General features: G+C 67.6%; 16 protein-coding genes. 12 read left to right on the top strand and 4 right to left on the bottom strand.

Annotation, left to right across the window (positions count from 1 at the left end; genetic code table 11):
• The 5 genes from JHC57_RS15325 to JHC57_RS15305 form a co-directional block, all read left to right on the top strand.
• The coding region (locus JHC57_RS15325; protein WP_294031037.1) for a ribonuclease H-like domain-containing protein at positions 1–608 on the top strand (608 nt) is incomplete at its 5' end.
• A 24-nt stretch (positions 609–632) separates the two neighbouring features.
• Positions 633–1271 (top strand): LPS export ABC transporter periplasmic protein LptC, encoded by a 639-nt coding sequence (gene lptC / locus JHC57_RS15320; RefSeq protein WP_294031035.1) that lies wholly within the window; start codon positions 633–635, stop codon positions 1269–1271.
• Positions 1268–1861, top strand: coding sequence for an LptA/OstA family protein (locus JHC57_RS15315; protein ID WP_294031034.1), 594 nt, complete (start codon positions 1268–1270; stop codon positions 1859–1861). Before lptC ends, JHC57_RS15315 begins: the two co-directional genes overlap by 4 nt.
• Before the next feature lie 106 nt (positions 1862–1967).
• The gene (locus JHC57_RS15310; protein ID WP_294031032.1) at positions 1968–2117 is read left to right on the top strand and encodes a hypothetical protein; all 150 of its coding nucleotides are present in this window, start codon (positions 1968–1970) and stop codon (positions 2115–2117) included.
• A gap of 40 nt (positions 2118–2157) precedes the next feature.
• Positions 2158–3972, top strand: a complete 1815-nt coding sequence (locus tag JHC57_RS15305) for an ABC transporter ATP-binding protein/permease (RefSeq protein WP_294031031.1) — start codon at positions 2158–2160, stop codon at positions 3970–3972.
• Here JHC57_RS15305 and JHC57_RS15300 read toward each other — a convergent pair.
• On the bottom strand, positions 3969–4598 hold the full coding sequence (locus JHC57_RS15300; protein WP_294031029.1) for a cytochrome b: 630 nt from the start codon (positions 4596–4598) through the stop codon (positions 3969–3971). The two genes, JHC57_RS15305 and JHC57_RS15300, sit on opposite strands and share 4 nt — an antisense overlap.
• A gap of 1 nt (position 4599) precedes the next feature.
• Positions 4600–5673: a catalase family peroxidase gene (locus JHC57_RS15295; RefSeq protein WP_294031027.1), complete on the bottom strand. Its 1074-nt coding sequence runs from the start codon at positions 5671–5673 to the stop codon at positions 4600–4602.
• A 162-nt stretch (positions 5674–5835) separates the two neighbouring features.
• Here JHC57_RS15295 and ybaL point away from each other — a divergent pair, with 162 nt between their 5' ends.
• The 6 genes from ybaL to JHC57_RS15265 all read left to right on the top strand — a co-directional run bounded on the left by ybaL (position 5836) and on the right by JHC57_RS15265 (position 12799).
• Entirely contained in the window at positions 5836–7482 is a 1647-nt protein-coding gene (gene ybaL, locus JHC57_RS15290) for a YbaL family putative K(+) efflux transporter (protein ID WP_294031025.1), read from the top strand.
• Positions 7483–7549: 67 nt separating this feature from the next.
• Positions 7550–9325, top strand: a complete 1776-nt coding sequence (recQ, locus tag JHC57_RS15285; RefSeq protein WP_294031023.1) for a DNA helicase RecQ — start codon at positions 7550–7552, stop codon at positions 9323–9325.
• A gap of 50 nt (positions 9326–9375) precedes the next feature.
• Entirely contained in the window at positions 9376–9810 is a 435-nt protein-coding gene (locus JHC57_RS15280) for a TIGR01244 family sulfur transferase (RefSeq protein ID WP_294031022.1), read from the top strand.
• Positions 9807–10214 (top strand): hypothetical protein, encoded by a 408-nt coding sequence (locus JHC57_RS15275; RefSeq protein WP_294031020.1) that lies wholly within the window; start codon positions 9807–9809, stop codon positions 10212–10214. The genes JHC57_RS15280 and JHC57_RS15275 overlap by 4 nt, the downstream gene beginning before the upstream one ends.
• Positions 10207–11121 (top strand): sterol desaturase family protein, encoded by a 915-nt coding sequence (locus JHC57_RS15270; protein WP_294031019.1) that lies wholly within the window; start codon positions 10207–10209, stop codon positions 11119–11121. Before JHC57_RS15275 ends, JHC57_RS15270 begins: the two co-directional genes overlap by 8 nt.
• A gap of 91 nt (positions 11122–11212) precedes the next feature.
• The gene (locus tag JHC57_RS15265) at positions 11213–12799 is read left to right on the top strand and encodes an FAD-dependent oxidoreductase (RefSeq protein WP_294031017.1); all 1587 of its coding nucleotides are present in this window, start codon (positions 11213–11215) and stop codon (positions 12797–12799) included.
• Here JHC57_RS15265 and JHC57_RS15260 read toward each other — a convergent pair.
• Entirely contained in the window at positions 12796–13335 is a 540-nt protein-coding gene (locus JHC57_RS15260) for a winged helix-turn-helix transcriptional regulator (protein ID WP_294031015.1), read from the bottom strand. The genes JHC57_RS15265 and JHC57_RS15260 overlap by 4 nt on opposite strands.
• 186 nt (positions 13336–13521) lie before the next feature.
• On the opposite strand from JHC57_RS15260, the gene JHC57_RS15255 reads away from it, so the two are divergent.
• Positions 13522–13896 carry a VOC family protein gene (locus tag JHC57_RS15255; protein ID WP_294031014.1) on the top strand — a complete coding sequence of 125 codons (375 nt, stop codon included), beginning with the start codon at positions 13522–13524 and terminating at the stop codon, positions 13894–13896.
• Between the two features lie 526 nt (positions 13897–14422).
• On the opposite strand, the gene JHC57_RS15250 is transcribed toward JHC57_RS15255, so the two are convergent.
• Positions 14423–16594 (bottom strand): TonB-dependent receptor (locus JHC57_RS15250; RefSeq protein ID WP_294031013.1); only part of this gene is annotated, 2172 nt, incomplete at its 5' end.

Here is a 16594-nt window from a genome sequence, read left to right as displayed (position 1 = left end):
ATTTCCACGAAGAAGATTTGCCCGAGGGCGTGCTCGGTCCCGGCGCGGTCGCGATCGATACCGAGACGATGGGGCTCAATCCGCTCCGCGACCGGCTGTGCCTCGTCCAGATCAGCGACGGGTCGGGCGACGAGCATCTCGTCCGCTTCAGGCCCGGCAGCGCCTATGACGCACCGGTACTGAAGGCGATATTGACCGACCCCAACCGATTGAAACTGTTTCATTTTGCCCGTTTCGACATCGCGGCGTTGCAGCAGGCGCTGGGTGTCGTGACGGCGCCCGTCTATTGCACCAAGATCGCCTCGAAACTGATCCGGACCTACACCGACCGCCACGGCCTGAAGGAGCTGGTGCGCGAACTGCTGGGACAGGAAGTTTCGAAGCAGCAGCAGTCGAGCGACTGGGGCGCGGCGGAACTTACCGACGCGCAGCGCGATTATGCCGCGAGCGACGTGCGCTTCCTGCACGCGATGAAGGTGATTCTCGACGCGCGGCTGGCGCGCGAGGGACGGACCGGACTCGCGCAGGCCTGTTTCGATTTCCTGCCGACGCGCGCGGCGCTCGACCTCGCGGGCTGGCCCGAGGTCGATATTTTCGCGCACAGCTGAGTGATTCGCACAAAGGCCCGATGAATGTCCGAACGCGCCGATCTTGACCGCACGATGCGCCAGATGTGGGCGCGCAGCGGGTCGAGCCACGACCGGCTGGTGCGCATCATGCGCTTCGGCCTGCCGCTGGTGATCGGCGTCGTCGCGGCGATCCTCGTCTTCTCGCCCTTCACCCAGCGCGCCGAGATCAGCTTCCTGCTCGCCAAGGACAAGGTCGACATGGCGAGCGAGCGGATGAAGGTGACGCGGGCCGAATATCGCGGGCAGGACGCGAAGGGACAGCCGTTCGCGCTGCTCGCGGGCAGCGCGGTGCAGAAAAGCTCGGCCGAGCCGATCGTGCGGATGACCGACCTGTCGGGCGCGATCAAGCTGGAGGACGGGCCGGCGACGATCGTCGCGCGCGACGGCGCCTATGATATGGACACCGAAAAGGTCGCCGTGCCGGGCACGGTGCAGGTGCGCAGCGCGAGCGGCTATCGCATCGATGCGAGCAATGTCGCGGTCGATCTGAAGACGCGCAGCCTCACCGGACAGGGCGGGGTCAACGGCGCATTGAACATCGGCCAGTTTTCGGCCAACGAGCTGTCGGCCGACCTCGACCGGCGGGTCGTTCGCCTGCAGGGCAATGCGCGGCTCAGGATCAATCAGGGAGTGCTCAAATGAACCGGCTTTCGCCTATCGGGCGCTTGGCGCCGATCAGGAGCGCGCTGCTCGCGGGCGCGGGCTTTGCCCTGACCAGTCTCGCGATCCTGTCGACGGGCGGCGGCGATAGCGCGCAGGCGCAGGCGCTCGCGAACCATAACAGCAACGCCCCGGTCGATTTCGCCGCGGGCAGCATCGAGGTGCAGGACCGCGCCGACCGCGTCGTGCTCGCGGGCAATGTCCGCGTGACGCAGGCGGGACTGACGGTCTCCGCGCCGCGGATGACCGTCGCCTATACGCGCGCCGGCGGCACCGACGTCAACCGGCTCGACGCGACAGGCGGCGTGACGGTGGTGAAGGGCGACGAGACCGCGAAGGGCAATGTCGCGATCTATGATCTCGACAGGCGGCTGATCACGATGGTCGGCAATGTCGAGCTGCGCCAGCGCGGCAACCATCTGCGCGGCGGGCGGCTGGTGATCGACCTCAACAGCGGGCGCGCCACGGTCGACGGCCGCGGCGCGGCGCGCGGTCCCGACGGCAATCCGGTGCAGGGCGGCACGGGCGGGCGCGTCACCGGCACCTTCACGGTACCGGAAAGAAAGCAGTAACCACGCTGTTTTACCGGGCCGCAACCACGCGGCTTCACTTTTGTACCGGGACCAGATCATCGCGGAGCCGGGGGGCGACGCCGCACAGGTAACGGAAGCAGCCCCCATGCGCTTTTCGCCGATCGTACCGCCCCGACGCCCGCTTTTCGGCCGCCGGCAGGAACCCCCGACCGCCATCGTGCCGACCCCGACATCCGAGGAACGCCGGCTGATCGACCGCATCATCCGCCACGCGGGGCAGCGCGCGCCGAGGTAGGCGTTGTTCGCGCGGCGCATCGCCCCTACATGGGGCGCGCATGCCGCCCGACACCTCCACGTCCGCCGAAGCCAGTCGCGAACCGCCCGTCCTTGCGACGCTCCGGCGGTTCCTCCCCTATCTGTGGCCCGCGGGGCAGCGCGAGGCGAAGGTCCGCATCGTCCTCGCCGGGCTTATCGTGCTCGCGTCGAAGGGCGTGCAGCTGTCGATGGGTTTCCTCTACGGCGCCGCGATCGACCGGATGGCGCCGGGGATGGAGGAGGGCGTCGCGCTCGCGATCGGGCTGGTGCTCGCATACGCCGGCGCGCGCTTTGCCGGGGTGTTGTTCGACAATCTGCGCAACGTCGTGTTCGAACGCGTCGGGCAGGATGCGACGCGCGAGCTCGCGATCGCGACCTTCAGCCACCTCCACGCGCTGAGCCTGCGCTTCCACCTCGCGCGGCGCACGGGCGAGGTCACCAAGGTGATCGAGCGCGGCACGAAGAGCATCGATACGATGCTCTATTTCCTGCTGTTCAACATCGCGCCGACGATCGTCGAGCTCGCCGCGGTGCTCATCATCTTCTGGACCAAATTCAGCTTCGGTCTCGCCAGCGCGACCGCGCTGATGGTCGTCGTCTACATCATCTTCACGCGCAAGGTGACCGACTGGCGCAACGCGCTGCGCACGCGGATGAACGACCTCGACACGCTGACGATCGGGCGCAGCGTCGACAGCCTGCTCAATTACGAGACGGTCAAATATTTCGGCGCCGAGGAGCGCGAGGAAGCGCGCTATCGCGATGTCGCCGACCAATATGCGCGCGCCGCGGTGAAGAGCGAGAACAGCCTCGCCTGGCTCAACATCGGGCAGAGCCTGATCACCAATGCGGCGCTGGCGGGGGCGATGGCCTATACGGTGTGGGGCTGGTCGAAGGGGCAGTTCCAGGTCGGCGACGTCGTGCTGGTGAACACGCTGCTCGCGCAGCTTTTCCGCCCGCTCGACATGCTCGGCATGGTCTATCGCGTGATCCGGCAGGGGCTGATCGACATGGAGGCGATGTTCCGCCTGATCGACACCCCGCCCGAGATCGCCGATGCGCCCGATGCCCGCCGGCTCGCGGTGAACGGCGGCGCGGTGACGTTCGAGAATGTCGTTTTCGGCTATGAGCCCGACCGCACGATCCTGAACGGCGTGAGCTTCGCGGTGGGTGCGGGCGAGACGCTGGCGATCGTCGGGCCTTCGGGCGCGGGCAAGTCGACGATCGCGCGGCTGCTCTTCCGTTTTTACGATCCGCAGGGCGGGCGCATCCTGATCGACGGTCAGGATATCGCGCAGGTCACGCAAAAGAGCCTGCGCGCCGAAATCGGCATCGTTCCGCAGGATACGGTGCTGTTCAACGACAGCATCGGCTACAATATCGCCTATGGCCGCGAAGGCGCGAGCGCCGGGGAGATTGCGGCGGCGGCCGGGGGCGCGGCGATCGACGGCTTTATCGCGCTGTTGCCGCAGGGCTATGAGACCGAGGTCGGCGAGCGCGGGCTCAAGCTGTCGGGCGGCGAGAAGCAGCGCGTCGCGATCGCGCGCACTTTGCTCAAGAACCCGCCGCTGCTGATTTTGGACGAAGCGACGAGCGCGCTCGACAGCCGCACCGAGGCGGCGATCCAGTCGACGCTCGACCGCATCGCCGCGCGGCGCACGACGCTTGTCATCGCGCACCGGCTGTCGACGGTGACGAACGCCGACCGCATCATCGTGCTCGAGAAGGGCCGCGTCGCCGAGACGGGAACGCACGACCAGCTGCTTGGCATGCGCGGGCTCTACGCCGACATGTGGGCGCGGCAGCAGGCGGAGCGGGAAGAAGGTACGGTCTAGGACGCGGGCGTTTCGTCCGGTTCCGCATCCGGTTCGTCAGGTTCCTGCGCCTCCGGGACCCCGGGTTCCGGGACTTGGGGCTCGGGGCGCCTGACGGGCGTGCGGGCGAATCCCATCGTCTCGAACACGCCGTCGCGGTGCACGAAGCCGTGAATCAGTGCGATGGTGAGATGGCCGAGGATCAGCGCGAAGAAGGCGAAGGCGATCAGGCCGTGCGCCTGGCGCAGCAGGCCATAGGCGAGCGCGTCCTGCGGCAGGATCGGCGGCAGGGTCAGCGCCGCCGTCAGGCGCACCGGATAGCCGCCGGCCGACAGCATCGCCCAGCCGATCAGCGGCAGTCCGATCATCGCGAGATAGAGAAGGATATGCGCGCCGCGCGCGGCGCGCTGCTGGACGCGCGGCAGATCGGCGGGCAGCGGCGGCGCGCCGGTGGCGAGGCGGACGGCGAGACGGATCGCGGCGAGCAGCAGGATCGCGATCCCGAGCGGCCGATGCACCGCGATGAGCGACGCATAGGCCGGGCCGGCGGTCGAGATCATCGCGACGCCGACGAACAGCATCGCGACGATCAGCAGCGCCATCGTCCAGTGCAGCAGGCGGATTGCGGGGTGGAAGCGGTCGGGCATGTCAGCGTTCCTCCTTCGCCGCGAGCGTCTTGCCGACGGCGCTGGGGCCGGGCGTTTCCAGCGCGCGGCGCCGGAAGGAGGAGGAATAGGCGGCCGACCGCGCGGGCAGCAACGGATCGTCCGAGAGGGCGACGCCGTCGGGCAGGATCGTCGGATCGAAAGTGATATCGCGGCACGCGCCATTTTCCTCGGGCTGGGCGGCGGTGATGGTCAATGTGCCCGCTTCGACCCTTTGCCGGTTGGCGGGCCACAGGATCGTCGCATCGTTCGTGGCGTCGCCGGGCGCGGCGACGGTGACCGTCATGCGCCAGCGCAGCGGCCCCTTGGCGAGGCGGGCGCCGATATCGGTGAACAGATGGTCGGTGGGCAGCTCTGCGAATTTTGCCTTGTCGAGCGCGCCGGGCGCGGCTTCCGGCTCGAAGGCCCAGCGGACGGCGTGCGAAGCGCCCGCGCGGTCGATGAGGCGAAAGGCGTTGATGCTGTAATAGGTGCCGTTGGCGAAGCTGTCGGGCAGCGGTGCGGCGGCGATATAATCCTGATACGCTTTCGTTTCGGGATGCCGCGCGAGATAGGCTTTCATCGCGGCGGGATCGGGCTTGCCCGTCGCGGGGACGGGACGCGAGGCGCGCTGGAGCGCGACAAAGGCTTCGGGCGTGGCGACGGGGAAGATCGGGGTGTGATCCATCGCCATGCGCCAGATCTCGCGATCGGGCCCGGTCAGCTGCAGCGCCATGGCATGAAAGACGTTGCGCCCGTCGGTCGCGAAGGGGTCGCCGCCGCCGGTCGACAAGCGGCCGATCACCGGATAGCTGCCGCGGGCGAGCAGGCGCGCGCGCGACAGGCCGGTCGCCGCTCCGCTCGCGTCGAACCGGCCGGTGATGCAAATCCCTTTCGCATGCGCGCGGCGATAGCCGGCATACCGGCCGCCGCTCCGTTCGAGTGCGTCCACGATGGTTGCGCCGCCGATGCGCGGCGGGCCGATCCAGCCGCCCGCCCAAGCGAAACCCGCGAGAAGCAGGACGGGCGCGGCGGCGATCGCTGCGACGATGGAAAGCGGCGGGCGGGAAGATGTCACGGGCGGCCAGTCCTTGCGTCGTTTCTTCCGCGATGGCGGAACGGGTTCACGCGGAATTCGGGCGGTGTGTGGCGAAGGTTACAGGAGAATGCGCTCCTATTCGCAACAAAAATGGTTGGGTTGGGTTGACCCCGCGCACCCGCGCCCTTTACGCAAGTGGTCATGCCGCATGATACCACTCTGATCGGGACAGTCGTCGCCGGGCTCGGCGTGGCGTTCCTGATGGGGGCGCTCGCGCACCGGCTGAAGATTTCGCCGATCGCGGGCTATCTGCTCGCGGGCATCCTCGTCGGGCCCTTCACGCCGGGGTTCGTCGCCGACACGGGCCTCGCGATGCAGCTCGCCGAGATCGGCGTGATCCTGCTGATGTTCGGGGTCGGGCTGCATTTCTCGCTGAAGGATCTGCTTTCGGTACGCAGGATCGCGGTACCGGGGGCGATCGCACAGATCGCCGTCGCGACCGCGCTCGGCATGATGCTCGGGCTGTGGCTCGGCTGGTCGGTCGAGGGTAGCATCGTCTTCGGGCTGGCGCTGTCGGTCGCATCGACCGTCGTCCTGCTGCGCGCACTGCAGGCGCGCGACATGGTCGAGACCGAGAAGGGACGGATCGCGGTCGGGTGGCTGATCGTCGAGGATCTCGTCATGGTGCTCGCGCTGGTGCTGCTGCCCGCGATGTTCGGCGATCGCGGCGACGAGGGAGCGGCCGCGGGGTTGCTGCAGTCGGCGGGGATCGTACTCGTCAAGGTCGTCGGCTTCGGCGCCTTCATGTTCCTGATCGCGCGGCGGGTGCTGCCGTGGGTGCTGCACTGGGTCGCGCATTCGGGGTCGCGCGAGCTGTTCCGCCTCGCGGTGCTCGCGATCGCATTGGGGGTCGCGTTCGGCGCGGCGGTGATCTTTGATGTGAGTTTCGCGCTGGGGGCCTTCTTCGCCGGGATGATCCTCGGCGAGACGCAGCTCTCGCGGCGCGCGGCCGAGGAGACGCTGCCGCTGCGCGATGCCTTTGCCGTTCTCTTCTTCGTGTCGGTCGGGATGCTGTTCAATCCCGAGGTGCTGACCGAGCAGCCGCTGCCGGTGATCGCGACCGTCGCGATCATCGTCGTCGGCAAATCGCTCGCCGCCTTCGCCCTCGTCCGCGCCTTTGGCCACAAGTCGCAGACCGCGCTGACGATTTCGGTCAGCCTCGCGCAGATCGGCGAATTCTCCTTCATTCTCGCGGGGCTCGGCGTCGGGCTGAAGGTGTTGCCCGAGACGGGGCGCGACCTGATCCTGGCGGGGTCGATGCTGTCGATCCTGTTCAACCCGATCCTCTTCACGCTGGCGGTGAGGCGCATCCGCGCCGACGAGCCGGCCGAGGAGGAGGCCGACAGCGCGGCCGACGCGGCGCCCGAACCGTGCAACGCCGGGGTGGTGCTGATCGGTTACGGCCGCGTCGGCAGCCATATCGGCGGCATGATCTGCGGCCGCGGCGAAGGGCTGACGGTGATCGAGGACCAGAAGGATATGGCGGCGGCGGCAAGGGACGCGGGGGCGACGGTGATCGTCGGCGACGCGACCAAGGAAAGCATCCTGCGGCAGGCCGGGCTCGACGAGGCCTCGACCCTGCTCATCGCGATTCCCGAGGGGGTCGAGGCGGGTGCGATCGTGCGGCGCGCGCGGGCGATCAACCCGAAGCTGGTGATCGTCGCGCGTGCGCATTCGGACGAGGAGGTCGCCGATCTGGTACGGCGCGGCGCCGACCATGTCGTGATGGCCGAACGCGAGACCGCGTCGCGGATGGCCGAGCGGGCGATGCTGACGCGGGCCGTTTAGGCTGCTTCCCCGAAGCGGAGGGGTTTGGGGTTTCCCCGGCCGCATAAACTTCCTATCGCCACCCGCAATGTCCGCCGACGCGCTCCTCCCCCTCCTCAAATCGACCTTCGGTTTCGACGCCTTTCGCGGAAAGCAGGCCGCCGTCGTCGGCCGCGTGATGGCGGGCGAGCGGACGCTTGCGGTGATGCCGACGGGGGCAGGCAAATCGCTGACCTATCAACTGCCCGCGGTCGCGTTCGACGGCTGCGTCGTTGTCGTGTCGCCGCTGATCGCGCTGATGCACGACCAGCTCCGCGGCGCGCGCGCGGCGGGGATTCGCGCCGCGTCGCTGACCAGCGTCGACGCCGACTTCGCCGATACGCGGCAGGCATATCGCGACGGCGAACTCGACCTTCTCTATATCGCCCCCGAGCGCGCGACGGGAGAGGGTTTCCGGTCGCTGATGGAAGCGCGGACCCCGGCGCTGTTCGCGATCGACGAGGCGCATTGCGTATCGGAATGGGGGCATGATTTCCGGCCCGATTACCGGCTCTTGCGTCCGCTGCTCGATGCCTTTCCCTCGGTGCCGCGACTTGCGCTCACGGCGACGGCGGACAAGCACACGCGCGAGGACATCCTCGTCCAGCTCGGGATTCCCGCCGAGGGGCTGGTACTTGCGGGGTTCGACCGGCCGAATATCCGCTACCGCGTGACGCCGCGCATCAGCCCCGCGAAGCAGCTCACCGATTTCATCGCCGCCAATCCGGGGCCGGGAATCGTCTATTGCCCGACGCGCGACGGGACCGAACGGATGGCTGAAAAGCTTGCCGCGGCGACGGGGCGGAACGTTTCCGCCTATCACGCCGGGCTCGATGCCGAGCGGCGCGCGCAGGTGCAGCATGACTTCGTGGCGTCGGAGGACGGGATCGTCACCGCGACGGTCGCCTTCGGGATGGGAATCGACAAGCCCGATGTGCGTTTCGTCGCGCATGCCGGACTGCCGAAGTCGATCGAGAGCTATTATCAGGAGACGGGGCGGGCAGGGCGCGACGGCGATCCGGCCGAGGCGCTGATGCTGTGGGGCGCCGAGGATTTCGCGCGCGCGCGGATGCGGCTCGGCGAGCTGCCCGCGGCCCGGCAGACGGGCGAGCGGGCGCGGCTCAATGCGCTCGCGGCGCTGGTCGAGACGGTCGAGTGCCGGCGCGCCCTGCTACTGCGGCATTTCGGCGAGAGCCCTCCCGGGCGCTGCGGCAATTGCGACAACTGCCTCGAGCCGCCGCGTCAGGTCGACGCGACCGTGCTGGCGCAGAAATTGCTGAGCGCGGTCTATCGCACCGGACAAAGTTTCGGCGCGGGGCATGTCGAGGCGGTGCTGACGGGGAAGAGCGACGAGCGCATCGCGAGCCGCGGCCACGACAAGCTCTCGGTATTCGGGATCGTCGAAGGCGAGGAGGCACGGCTGATCAAGCCGCTCGTCCGGACGCTCGTCGCGCGCGAGGCGCTGCAGACGACCGAGCATGGCGGGCTGATGTTCGGCCCCGCCGGACGCGCGATGATGAAGGGCGAGACGGCGGTGCTGATCGCCGAGCCGCCGGTGAAGCGCACGCAGCGCGCCGGTCGCGCCGACCGCGCGGCGGCGAACCCGGTCGGCGATCCGCTGTTCGACGCGCTGCGCGCGATGCGGCGCGAGCTTGCCGCCGAGGCCGGCGTGCCGCCCTATGTGATCTTCCACGACGCGGTGCTGCGCGCGATGGCGAGCGACCGCCCCGCGACGCGGAGCGCGCTGGCCGATATCCCGGGTGTCGGCGGCAAGAAGCTGGAGGCGTGGGGCGACGCGTTCCTGAACGTCATCCGGCAATATTGATTGCACCTTCACGCTTGTCAGCAAGCGCGTGGTGGGATTAGATCGCCGGCATGAGCGATTTCAGACCCCTTTCCGCCCAATATAGCGTCGCACCCCAGATCGGTATCGAGGACGTCGCCGAGGCGAAGGCGCAAGGCTTTGCCATGGTCGTCAACAACCGGCCCGACGGCGAGGAACCCGCGGCGCCGCAGGGCGAGCATATCTCCACCGCCTGCGCGGCCGAGGGGCTCGCCTATGCCGCGATCCCGATCGGCCACGCGGGGTTCAGCCATGCGCAGATCGATGCGCTCGACAAATTGCTGTCGAGCGCGACGGGGCCGATCCTCGCCTATTGCCGCTCGGGCACGCGCTCGACGCACCTCTGGGCGCTGACACGCGCCCGTGCGGGCGACGACGTCGACGGTATCGTGGATGCGGCGGCGAAGGCGGGTTACGACCTTGCCGGACTGCGCCCGATGCTCGACGCGCTCGCGGGGGAGAAATGACGCAAGCCGAGTTGCTCCAGCTCGGCGCATCGCTGCTCGCGGTGCTTTTCGTCGCCTGGCTGGTGCGGACGATGGGACTGGGTGCCGACCCGCGGATCGAGGATGCCGCGCACGCGATCCGCCTTGCCGAAGAGGCCGAGGCGGGATTCCATGGGGTCGAGGTCGCGCGCGACCGGGCGGGCTTCGCCGCGATCGTGCAGAATGCCGAGGGGCGGATGATGCTGGTGCGCGCGCACGGCAATTTCTTTGCGGCGCGCCCGGTCGACGCGAGTGTCATCGGGCGGCTCGACAAGGATTTCCTGACGCTGACGATGCCCGAGAAGACGTTCGGCGCGGTGACGCTGCAACTGGGGAAGGATGCGGGGATGTGGGCCAGCCGGATGCGGGAGATCGTGCGTGCCTGAATTGCCCGATCCCGTCGTCTATGCGGTTCCCGCGTTCATCCTGCTGCTGATCGCCGAGATGATCATCTCGCTGCGTGCCGACAGGAGCCGGTACGAGGCGCGCGATACGCTGACCTCGCTGATGCTCGGGACGGTGAGCCAGGTCGCGGGCGCCCTCGTCGGCGCGGCGGTGATCGGCATGGCGGTGTGGGTCTATCAGTTCCGCCTGTTCGACATCGGAATCGAATTTGCGAGCTGGTGGTGGGCGTGGATCCTCTGCTTCTTCCTCGACGACCTCGCCTATTACGCCTTTCACAGGAGCGCGCACCGCGTGCGCTGGTTCTGGGCGAGCCATGTCATCCATCATTCGAGCCAGCACTATAATCTCTCGACCGCGCTCCGGCAGACGTGGACGGGTTTCTTCAGCCTGACCTTCCTGTTCCGGCTGCCCCTGTTCCTGATCGGTTTTCCGCCCGCGATGGTGTTCTTCTGCGCGGGGCTGAACCTGATCTACCAGTTCTGGATCCATACCGAGGCGATCAGGCGGCTGCCCAAATGGTTCGAGGCGGTGATGAACACGCCGTCGCACCACCGCGTCCATCACGGGGTGAACCCGCGCTACCTCGACGCCAATTATGCCGGGGTCTTCATCATCTGGGACCGGATGTTCGGCAGCTTCGTTGCCGAACGCGACGACGATCCGGTGCGTTATGGCATTGTGAAGCAGCTCGGCAGCTTCAACATATTGTGGGCCGCGGTGCACGAATGGGTCGGGATCGCGAAGGACGTGTGGGCGGCGCCGTGGAAGCACAAGCTCGGCTATATGTGGCGCGAGCCCGGCTGGAGCCACGACGGCAGCCGTGCGACGAGCGCGATGATCAGGGAGCGCTGGGCGGCGGGGCGGCCGGTCGAGGAAGCGGCGGAGTAGAGCTGCCTCATCCGGCGCTTGCTTCGCCCTCTAATGACATTCATGTAAGCGTCGGGCGACCGCCAGAAGGCGGCGTGAGGGAGTCGCAAGCATGGATCAGTTCGACATCATCGTCATCGGCGGCGGCAGCGCAGGAAGCGCGGCGGCGGGAAGGCTTGCCGAGGACGGCTCGCGCACCGTCTGCCTGGTCGAGGCGGGCGGGCGCAACGACACGGTGCGGGTCAAGACGCCGGGATTCATGCCCTTCATCCCCAAATCGTCGAACTATCGCTACGAGACCCTGCCGCAGCCGGGGCTGAACGGCCGCACCGGATATCAGCCGCGCGGGCGCGGGCTGGGCGGATCGAGCGCGATCAACGCGATGGTCTATATCCGCGGCCATGCCTTCGACTATGACCAGTGGGCCGCGCTCGGCGCCACGGGATGGAGCTACGCCGAGGTGCTGCCCTTCTTCAGGCGCAGCGAGGGCAACGAGCGTGGCGGCGACGAGTTTCACGGCGCCGGCGGTCCGCTCAACGTGATGGACCAGCGCTGGCCCAATGTGACGAGCCGGCGCTTCATCGAAAGCGCGGCGGCGCTGCAATTGCCGCGCACCCCCGACTTCAACGGTGCGCAACAGGAGGGCTTCGGCCTTTATCAGGTGACCCAGAAGGGTGGCGAGCGCTGGTCGGCGGCGCGCGCCTATGTCGAGCCGCTGTGCGAGCATGGCAATTTCGCGGTGCGCACGGGCGCTCTGGTCGAGAAGATCGTCGTCGAGGATGGACGCGCAACCGGCGTCGTGATCCGCCGCGGATCGCGGCGCGAGACATTGCGCGCACGCGGCGGGGTGATCCTGTCGGCGGGCGCCTTCAACAGCCCGCAGATATTGATGCTGTCGGGGATCGGGCCCGCAGCGCATCTCAGGGACAAGGGCGTCGATGTCGTCGCCGACCGCGCGGGCGTCGGCGCAAATCTGCAGGATCATATCGATTATGTGTCGAGCTGGGAGACGCGCTCGACCGATCCGTTCGGCGACAGCGCCGGCGGCACCTGGCGGATGGTGAAGGCGATATTCGAGCATCGCAAGCGGCGCACGGGGATCATGACGACCTGTTTCGCCGAGGCCGGCGGTTTCTGGAAATCGCGGCCCGGGCTACCCGCGCCCGACATCCAGTATCATTTCGTGCCCGCGATGCTCGAGGACCATGGCCGCACGAAGGTGAGGGGGCACGGCTTTTCGTGCCATGCCTGCGTGCTGCGACCCGAAAGCCGGGGGAGCGTGACGCTGGCGTCGGGCGATGCCGCGGCGGCGCCGCTGATCGACCCCGGCTTCCTGACCGACGAGCGCGACATGGCGACGCTGCGCGCGGGCGTGCGGATGATGCACCGGATCGCCGCCGCGCCGCCGCTGTCCGACTATGCGGGCGTCGACCGGCATCCCGTCGATCTCGACGACGATGCGGCGCTCGACGCGCTGATCCGCAGCCGCGCCGACACCGTCTATCATCCGGTGGGCACGTGCCGCATGGGCAGCGACGCCGATGCCGTGGTCGATCCGGCGCTGAAGCTGAACGGCATCGACGGGCTGTGGGTCGCCGATGCGAGCATCATGCCGCGGCTGGTCAGCGGCAACACCAATGCGCCGAGCATCATGATCGGCGAGCGCGCGGCCGATTTCGTGAAGGCGGCGCTGGCCTAGACGCAGGCTTCCGCCAGTATCCGCCCGCTTCCCGTCAGATCATAGCGGCTGGCCGGCGGACGCATGTCCAGCACTTCGCGCGTCACCAGCCCGTACCTGCCGAGCGCGCTCAAACCCTGAGACAGGGCGCGCGGGGTGGCGGGAGCGAGCAGGCGCGACAGGGCGTTGAAGCGGTCGTGTCCCGCGCCGATCCCGGCGACGAGCGGCAGACCCCAGCGCGTCGCGGCGCCGGTCGGCAGGCCGATCGCGCGCTGCGCTTCGGCGATCGTTGCCGCGCGCGCCGCGGCGGCGTTTCCCTTTTCCGTGAGGATATATTCGGGGCGCAGCGGATGGCCGTGGCCCGGGTTGCGTTGCACCCAGCCGATGGCGGCTGCGGCGTCGAGCGTTCGCGCGCAGCTGTCGCGGGACAGGCCGAGGCGGTGGATCAGTTCCACGAAACGCGCGCCCCTGTGCGCAGCAAGGTCGGCCAGCAGCGGTACCAGCCAGCGATGGCTGGTGAGTTGCGCGAGCAGGGAATCGGGCGAGGTTGACCGCATTTGCAACTAACTATACAAACCGGACTATCGAGGCAAGGGAGTTGGGAATTCCCCCGATTCTTTCATGCCGTCATTGCGAGCCCCGCAAGATCGGGCGTGGCAATCCGGAGCGTTCGACTTTCTCCGGATTACCAAGGCTCCCCGGGAGCCTCGCGCTGACGGGGCCATGTGTGGAAAGGGAATGGCATGGCGTTGCAGATCGGATCCGAGCTTACCTGTTCGATGGGGGTGAAGGACATGACCGCGTCGATCGCCTGGTACGCGCGGGTGATGCAGTGCGAACTGCTCTACCGTGCCGACGAGATCGGCTGGTGCGAAATGAAGACGCCGATGGCGGGCGTGAATATCGGCCTCAGCGAGGTCGAAAACGTCGTGCAGGGCGGCGGCGCGACCAACGTGTTCGAGGTCGCAGACATCGAGGAAGCCAAGGCGCATCTCGATGCCGAGGGAGTGCGGCAGGACGGGGATATCCAGCATATTCCGGGGTTGGTGAAACTGCTCACCTTCTATGATCCCGACGGCAACGCCTTCATGTTCTCGCAGTCCGAGACGGCGGCATGACGCCCCCCGGTCAGGGCGCGATGCTCCTTGCGGCCGGGGCGGCCCTCCGCCTTCGGCGCGAAGGGGCGGCTGCGCGGAAAACGGACCGACGGCACCCGCCGCACGCGCGCGATTGCGGGCGGGGCAATGCGGCGAAATAGTGGGCGCAATGGGGCAGCGCCGAGGTCGGGATCGGCCGGTCGATCCATGTCCCTGAAGACGGCGGCAGACTCGTCGTCAGCGATTCGATTCTGCCGGATGACGGCAGCCGGTGCGTGTTTTCCGTGCTGCGCGATATGCACAAAAACCCCTGAAAACCGAAGATTTTTGGCACTTCCCATGCTGCGCACAAAAAAAGAGGGCCGGGACTTGCGTCCCGGCCCAGCCTTTCAGGCTCTCCCCTCCTGAAACTGTTGACCCAATGAATGCCATATTAATGTCATGTTGGGAAGGCTAAAATTACGGCAATGCTGCACAAATTTTGTGCAGCATTTCAGGGCGAAAAAGGGGCCGGACCGTGCCTGCGATCCGGCCCCGTTGCCGCCCCTCAGAAGCCCTTGCGCACCGTGACGCCGAAGGTCCGCGGCTGGTTCGTCGCAAAGCCGAGACGCGCGCGGCCGCCGCGTTCGCGGTCGAACGCGAGCAGCGCATTTTCGTCTAGCAGATTGTTCACATAGACCGAGATTTCGAGCTCATCCGGAAACTCGATCCCTGCGCCGAGATTGACGAGCTGATAGTCGGGCAGCTTAAGGTCGAGCGTGGTCGCCGAGCCGATCGGCGCGCCGCCGAAGGTGAAGCCATGTTCGAAGGTCCGCGGGTTGTTTTCCTGATCGCCGGGCTGGGTGTAGCGGCTGCCGACGTGCTGGAAGGAGGCGGTGACGAAGGCGCTGGTGTTTCCCGACGCGTCGATCGGGAAGCTGTAGGTCGCGTTCGCCGCCATCTGGAACCGGGGGACCGAGGGCAGGCGGTTGCCGTTGCGGATCCCTTCGATCACCGTCCCGTCCGGGCGGGTCAGCGTCGAATCGAATTCGGCCTCGACATAGCTGCCCGACACCCCGAGATCGAGGCCCGCGACCGGGCTCGCCGACAGCTCGAATTCGAGCCCCATCGTATGCGCGTCGGCGTTGAAGACGATGCGTGACGAGCAGCTGCCGGCATCGGCGGTGACCTGCAGATTACTGATTTTGGTGTAGAAGCCCGCGGCGTTGAAGGTGATGCCGCCGAACTGCGCCTTCACCCCGCCTTCATAGTTCCACAGCGTCTCGTCGTCGTAGCGCGGCCGGCCGCCGAAGGTTTCGGCATCGGGACCGCCCGCATTGCCGCCGTCGCAGAGCGGCAGGTTCAAGGGATCGTTGACGCCGCCGAGACGGAAGCCCTTCGACGCCTGGGCATTGAGCGTGATGCCGTCGGCGACGTCGTAGCTCAGCAGCAGGCGCGGCGAGAAGCCGGTCGACGAGGTCTTGTCGCGCGCATTGTCGCCGTTGGGGAACAGGCCGCCGGACACGAAGCGGCGGCTTTCGTCGAAGGCATAGTAGCGCCCGCCGACCGTCGCGGTGAGGCGATCGGTGAAGTCGTAACTGACCTCGCCGAAGATCGCGATCTGCGACAGGTCATAGGGAATGTCGGCGTTGTACGGCGAATCGGGGCCGAACCCGTTCGCGATATCGGCGGCGGTGAGCGGCACGCCGCCGGGGCCGCAATCGTCGGGATCGGCGTTGCACGCGTCGATGAAGAACTGGTTGGTGAAAGCGTCGTAGCCCGGCGTCGGCAGGCGCTGGGTATAGTCGCGTTTGACGTTCGCGTAATAGCCGCCGATCAGCCACTGAAAGGGGCCGTCGCCGGCGGAATTGACGCGTACCTCCTGCGTGAACTGTTTGACGCCGGTGGTGTCGACGAGGTTCGAGGGCAGCAGGATGCCGGCGTCGGGGAAGCCGAGGTCGGACGACACGCTGCCGGTGAGCGCGCTCGCGTCACGGCTGACGAGGATGTCGCGGTCGGTGTAGGTGGTGACCGACGTCACGCCGATCGTATCGCCGGTATAGTTCATCGTCAGGTCGAAGAGCTTGACCTCGTCCTCGAACGCCTCGTCGAGCAGCAGATATTGCTGGCGCTCCTCGAAGGCGACCTGCGGCCGCGTCGTCGTGAACCGGTTGGCATAGAGATTATAGACTTCCTGCCGGTTGAAGCCGTCGGTCGTGACCTTCTGGTAGAGGAAACGCGGCGTGATCGAGAGCCCGTCGGCGGGTTCCCAGCGCAGCGACACCCGGCCGCCGTAGCGTTCGCCGCTGTTGACGTCCTCGCTCACGCCGCCGCCTTCGCGCAGCGCGTCGATGAAGCCGCCGTAGCGCGTGTAATAGCCGACCGCGCGCATCGCGAGGTTGGAACCGAGCGGCAGGTTGATCGCGCCCTTGAGGTGCCCGCCGAAATCGTCGCCGTCGACGAGATTCACATTGCCTTCGATCTTGCCCTCGATGCGGTCGGTGGTCGGCTGGTTGGTGATGTAGCGCAGCGTGCCGCCGACCGATCCCGAGCCGAAGAGTGTGCCCTGCGGCCCGCGCAGCGTTTCGACGCGGTTGAGGTCGAACAGGTCGAGATCGGGCGTGAAGAGCGAAAGCGAGACGACCGATTCGTCGAGATAGACGCCGACCTGTTCCTTGACCCCGGGCTGGTCGCGCGCGATCTGGCCCGCCGACACGCCGCGCACCGACACCTGGCTCTG

Origin of the sequence: Sphingopyxis sp., from assembly GCF_016463645.1 — a bacterium.
In the GTDB taxonomy this organism is placed as follows: domain Bacteria; phylum Pseudomonadota; class Alphaproteobacteria; order Sphingomonadales; family Sphingomonadaceae; genus Sphingopyxis.
The sequence above is the reverse complement of the archived record's forward strand: the minus strand, read 5'-3'. Positions and strand labels throughout refer to the sequence as shown.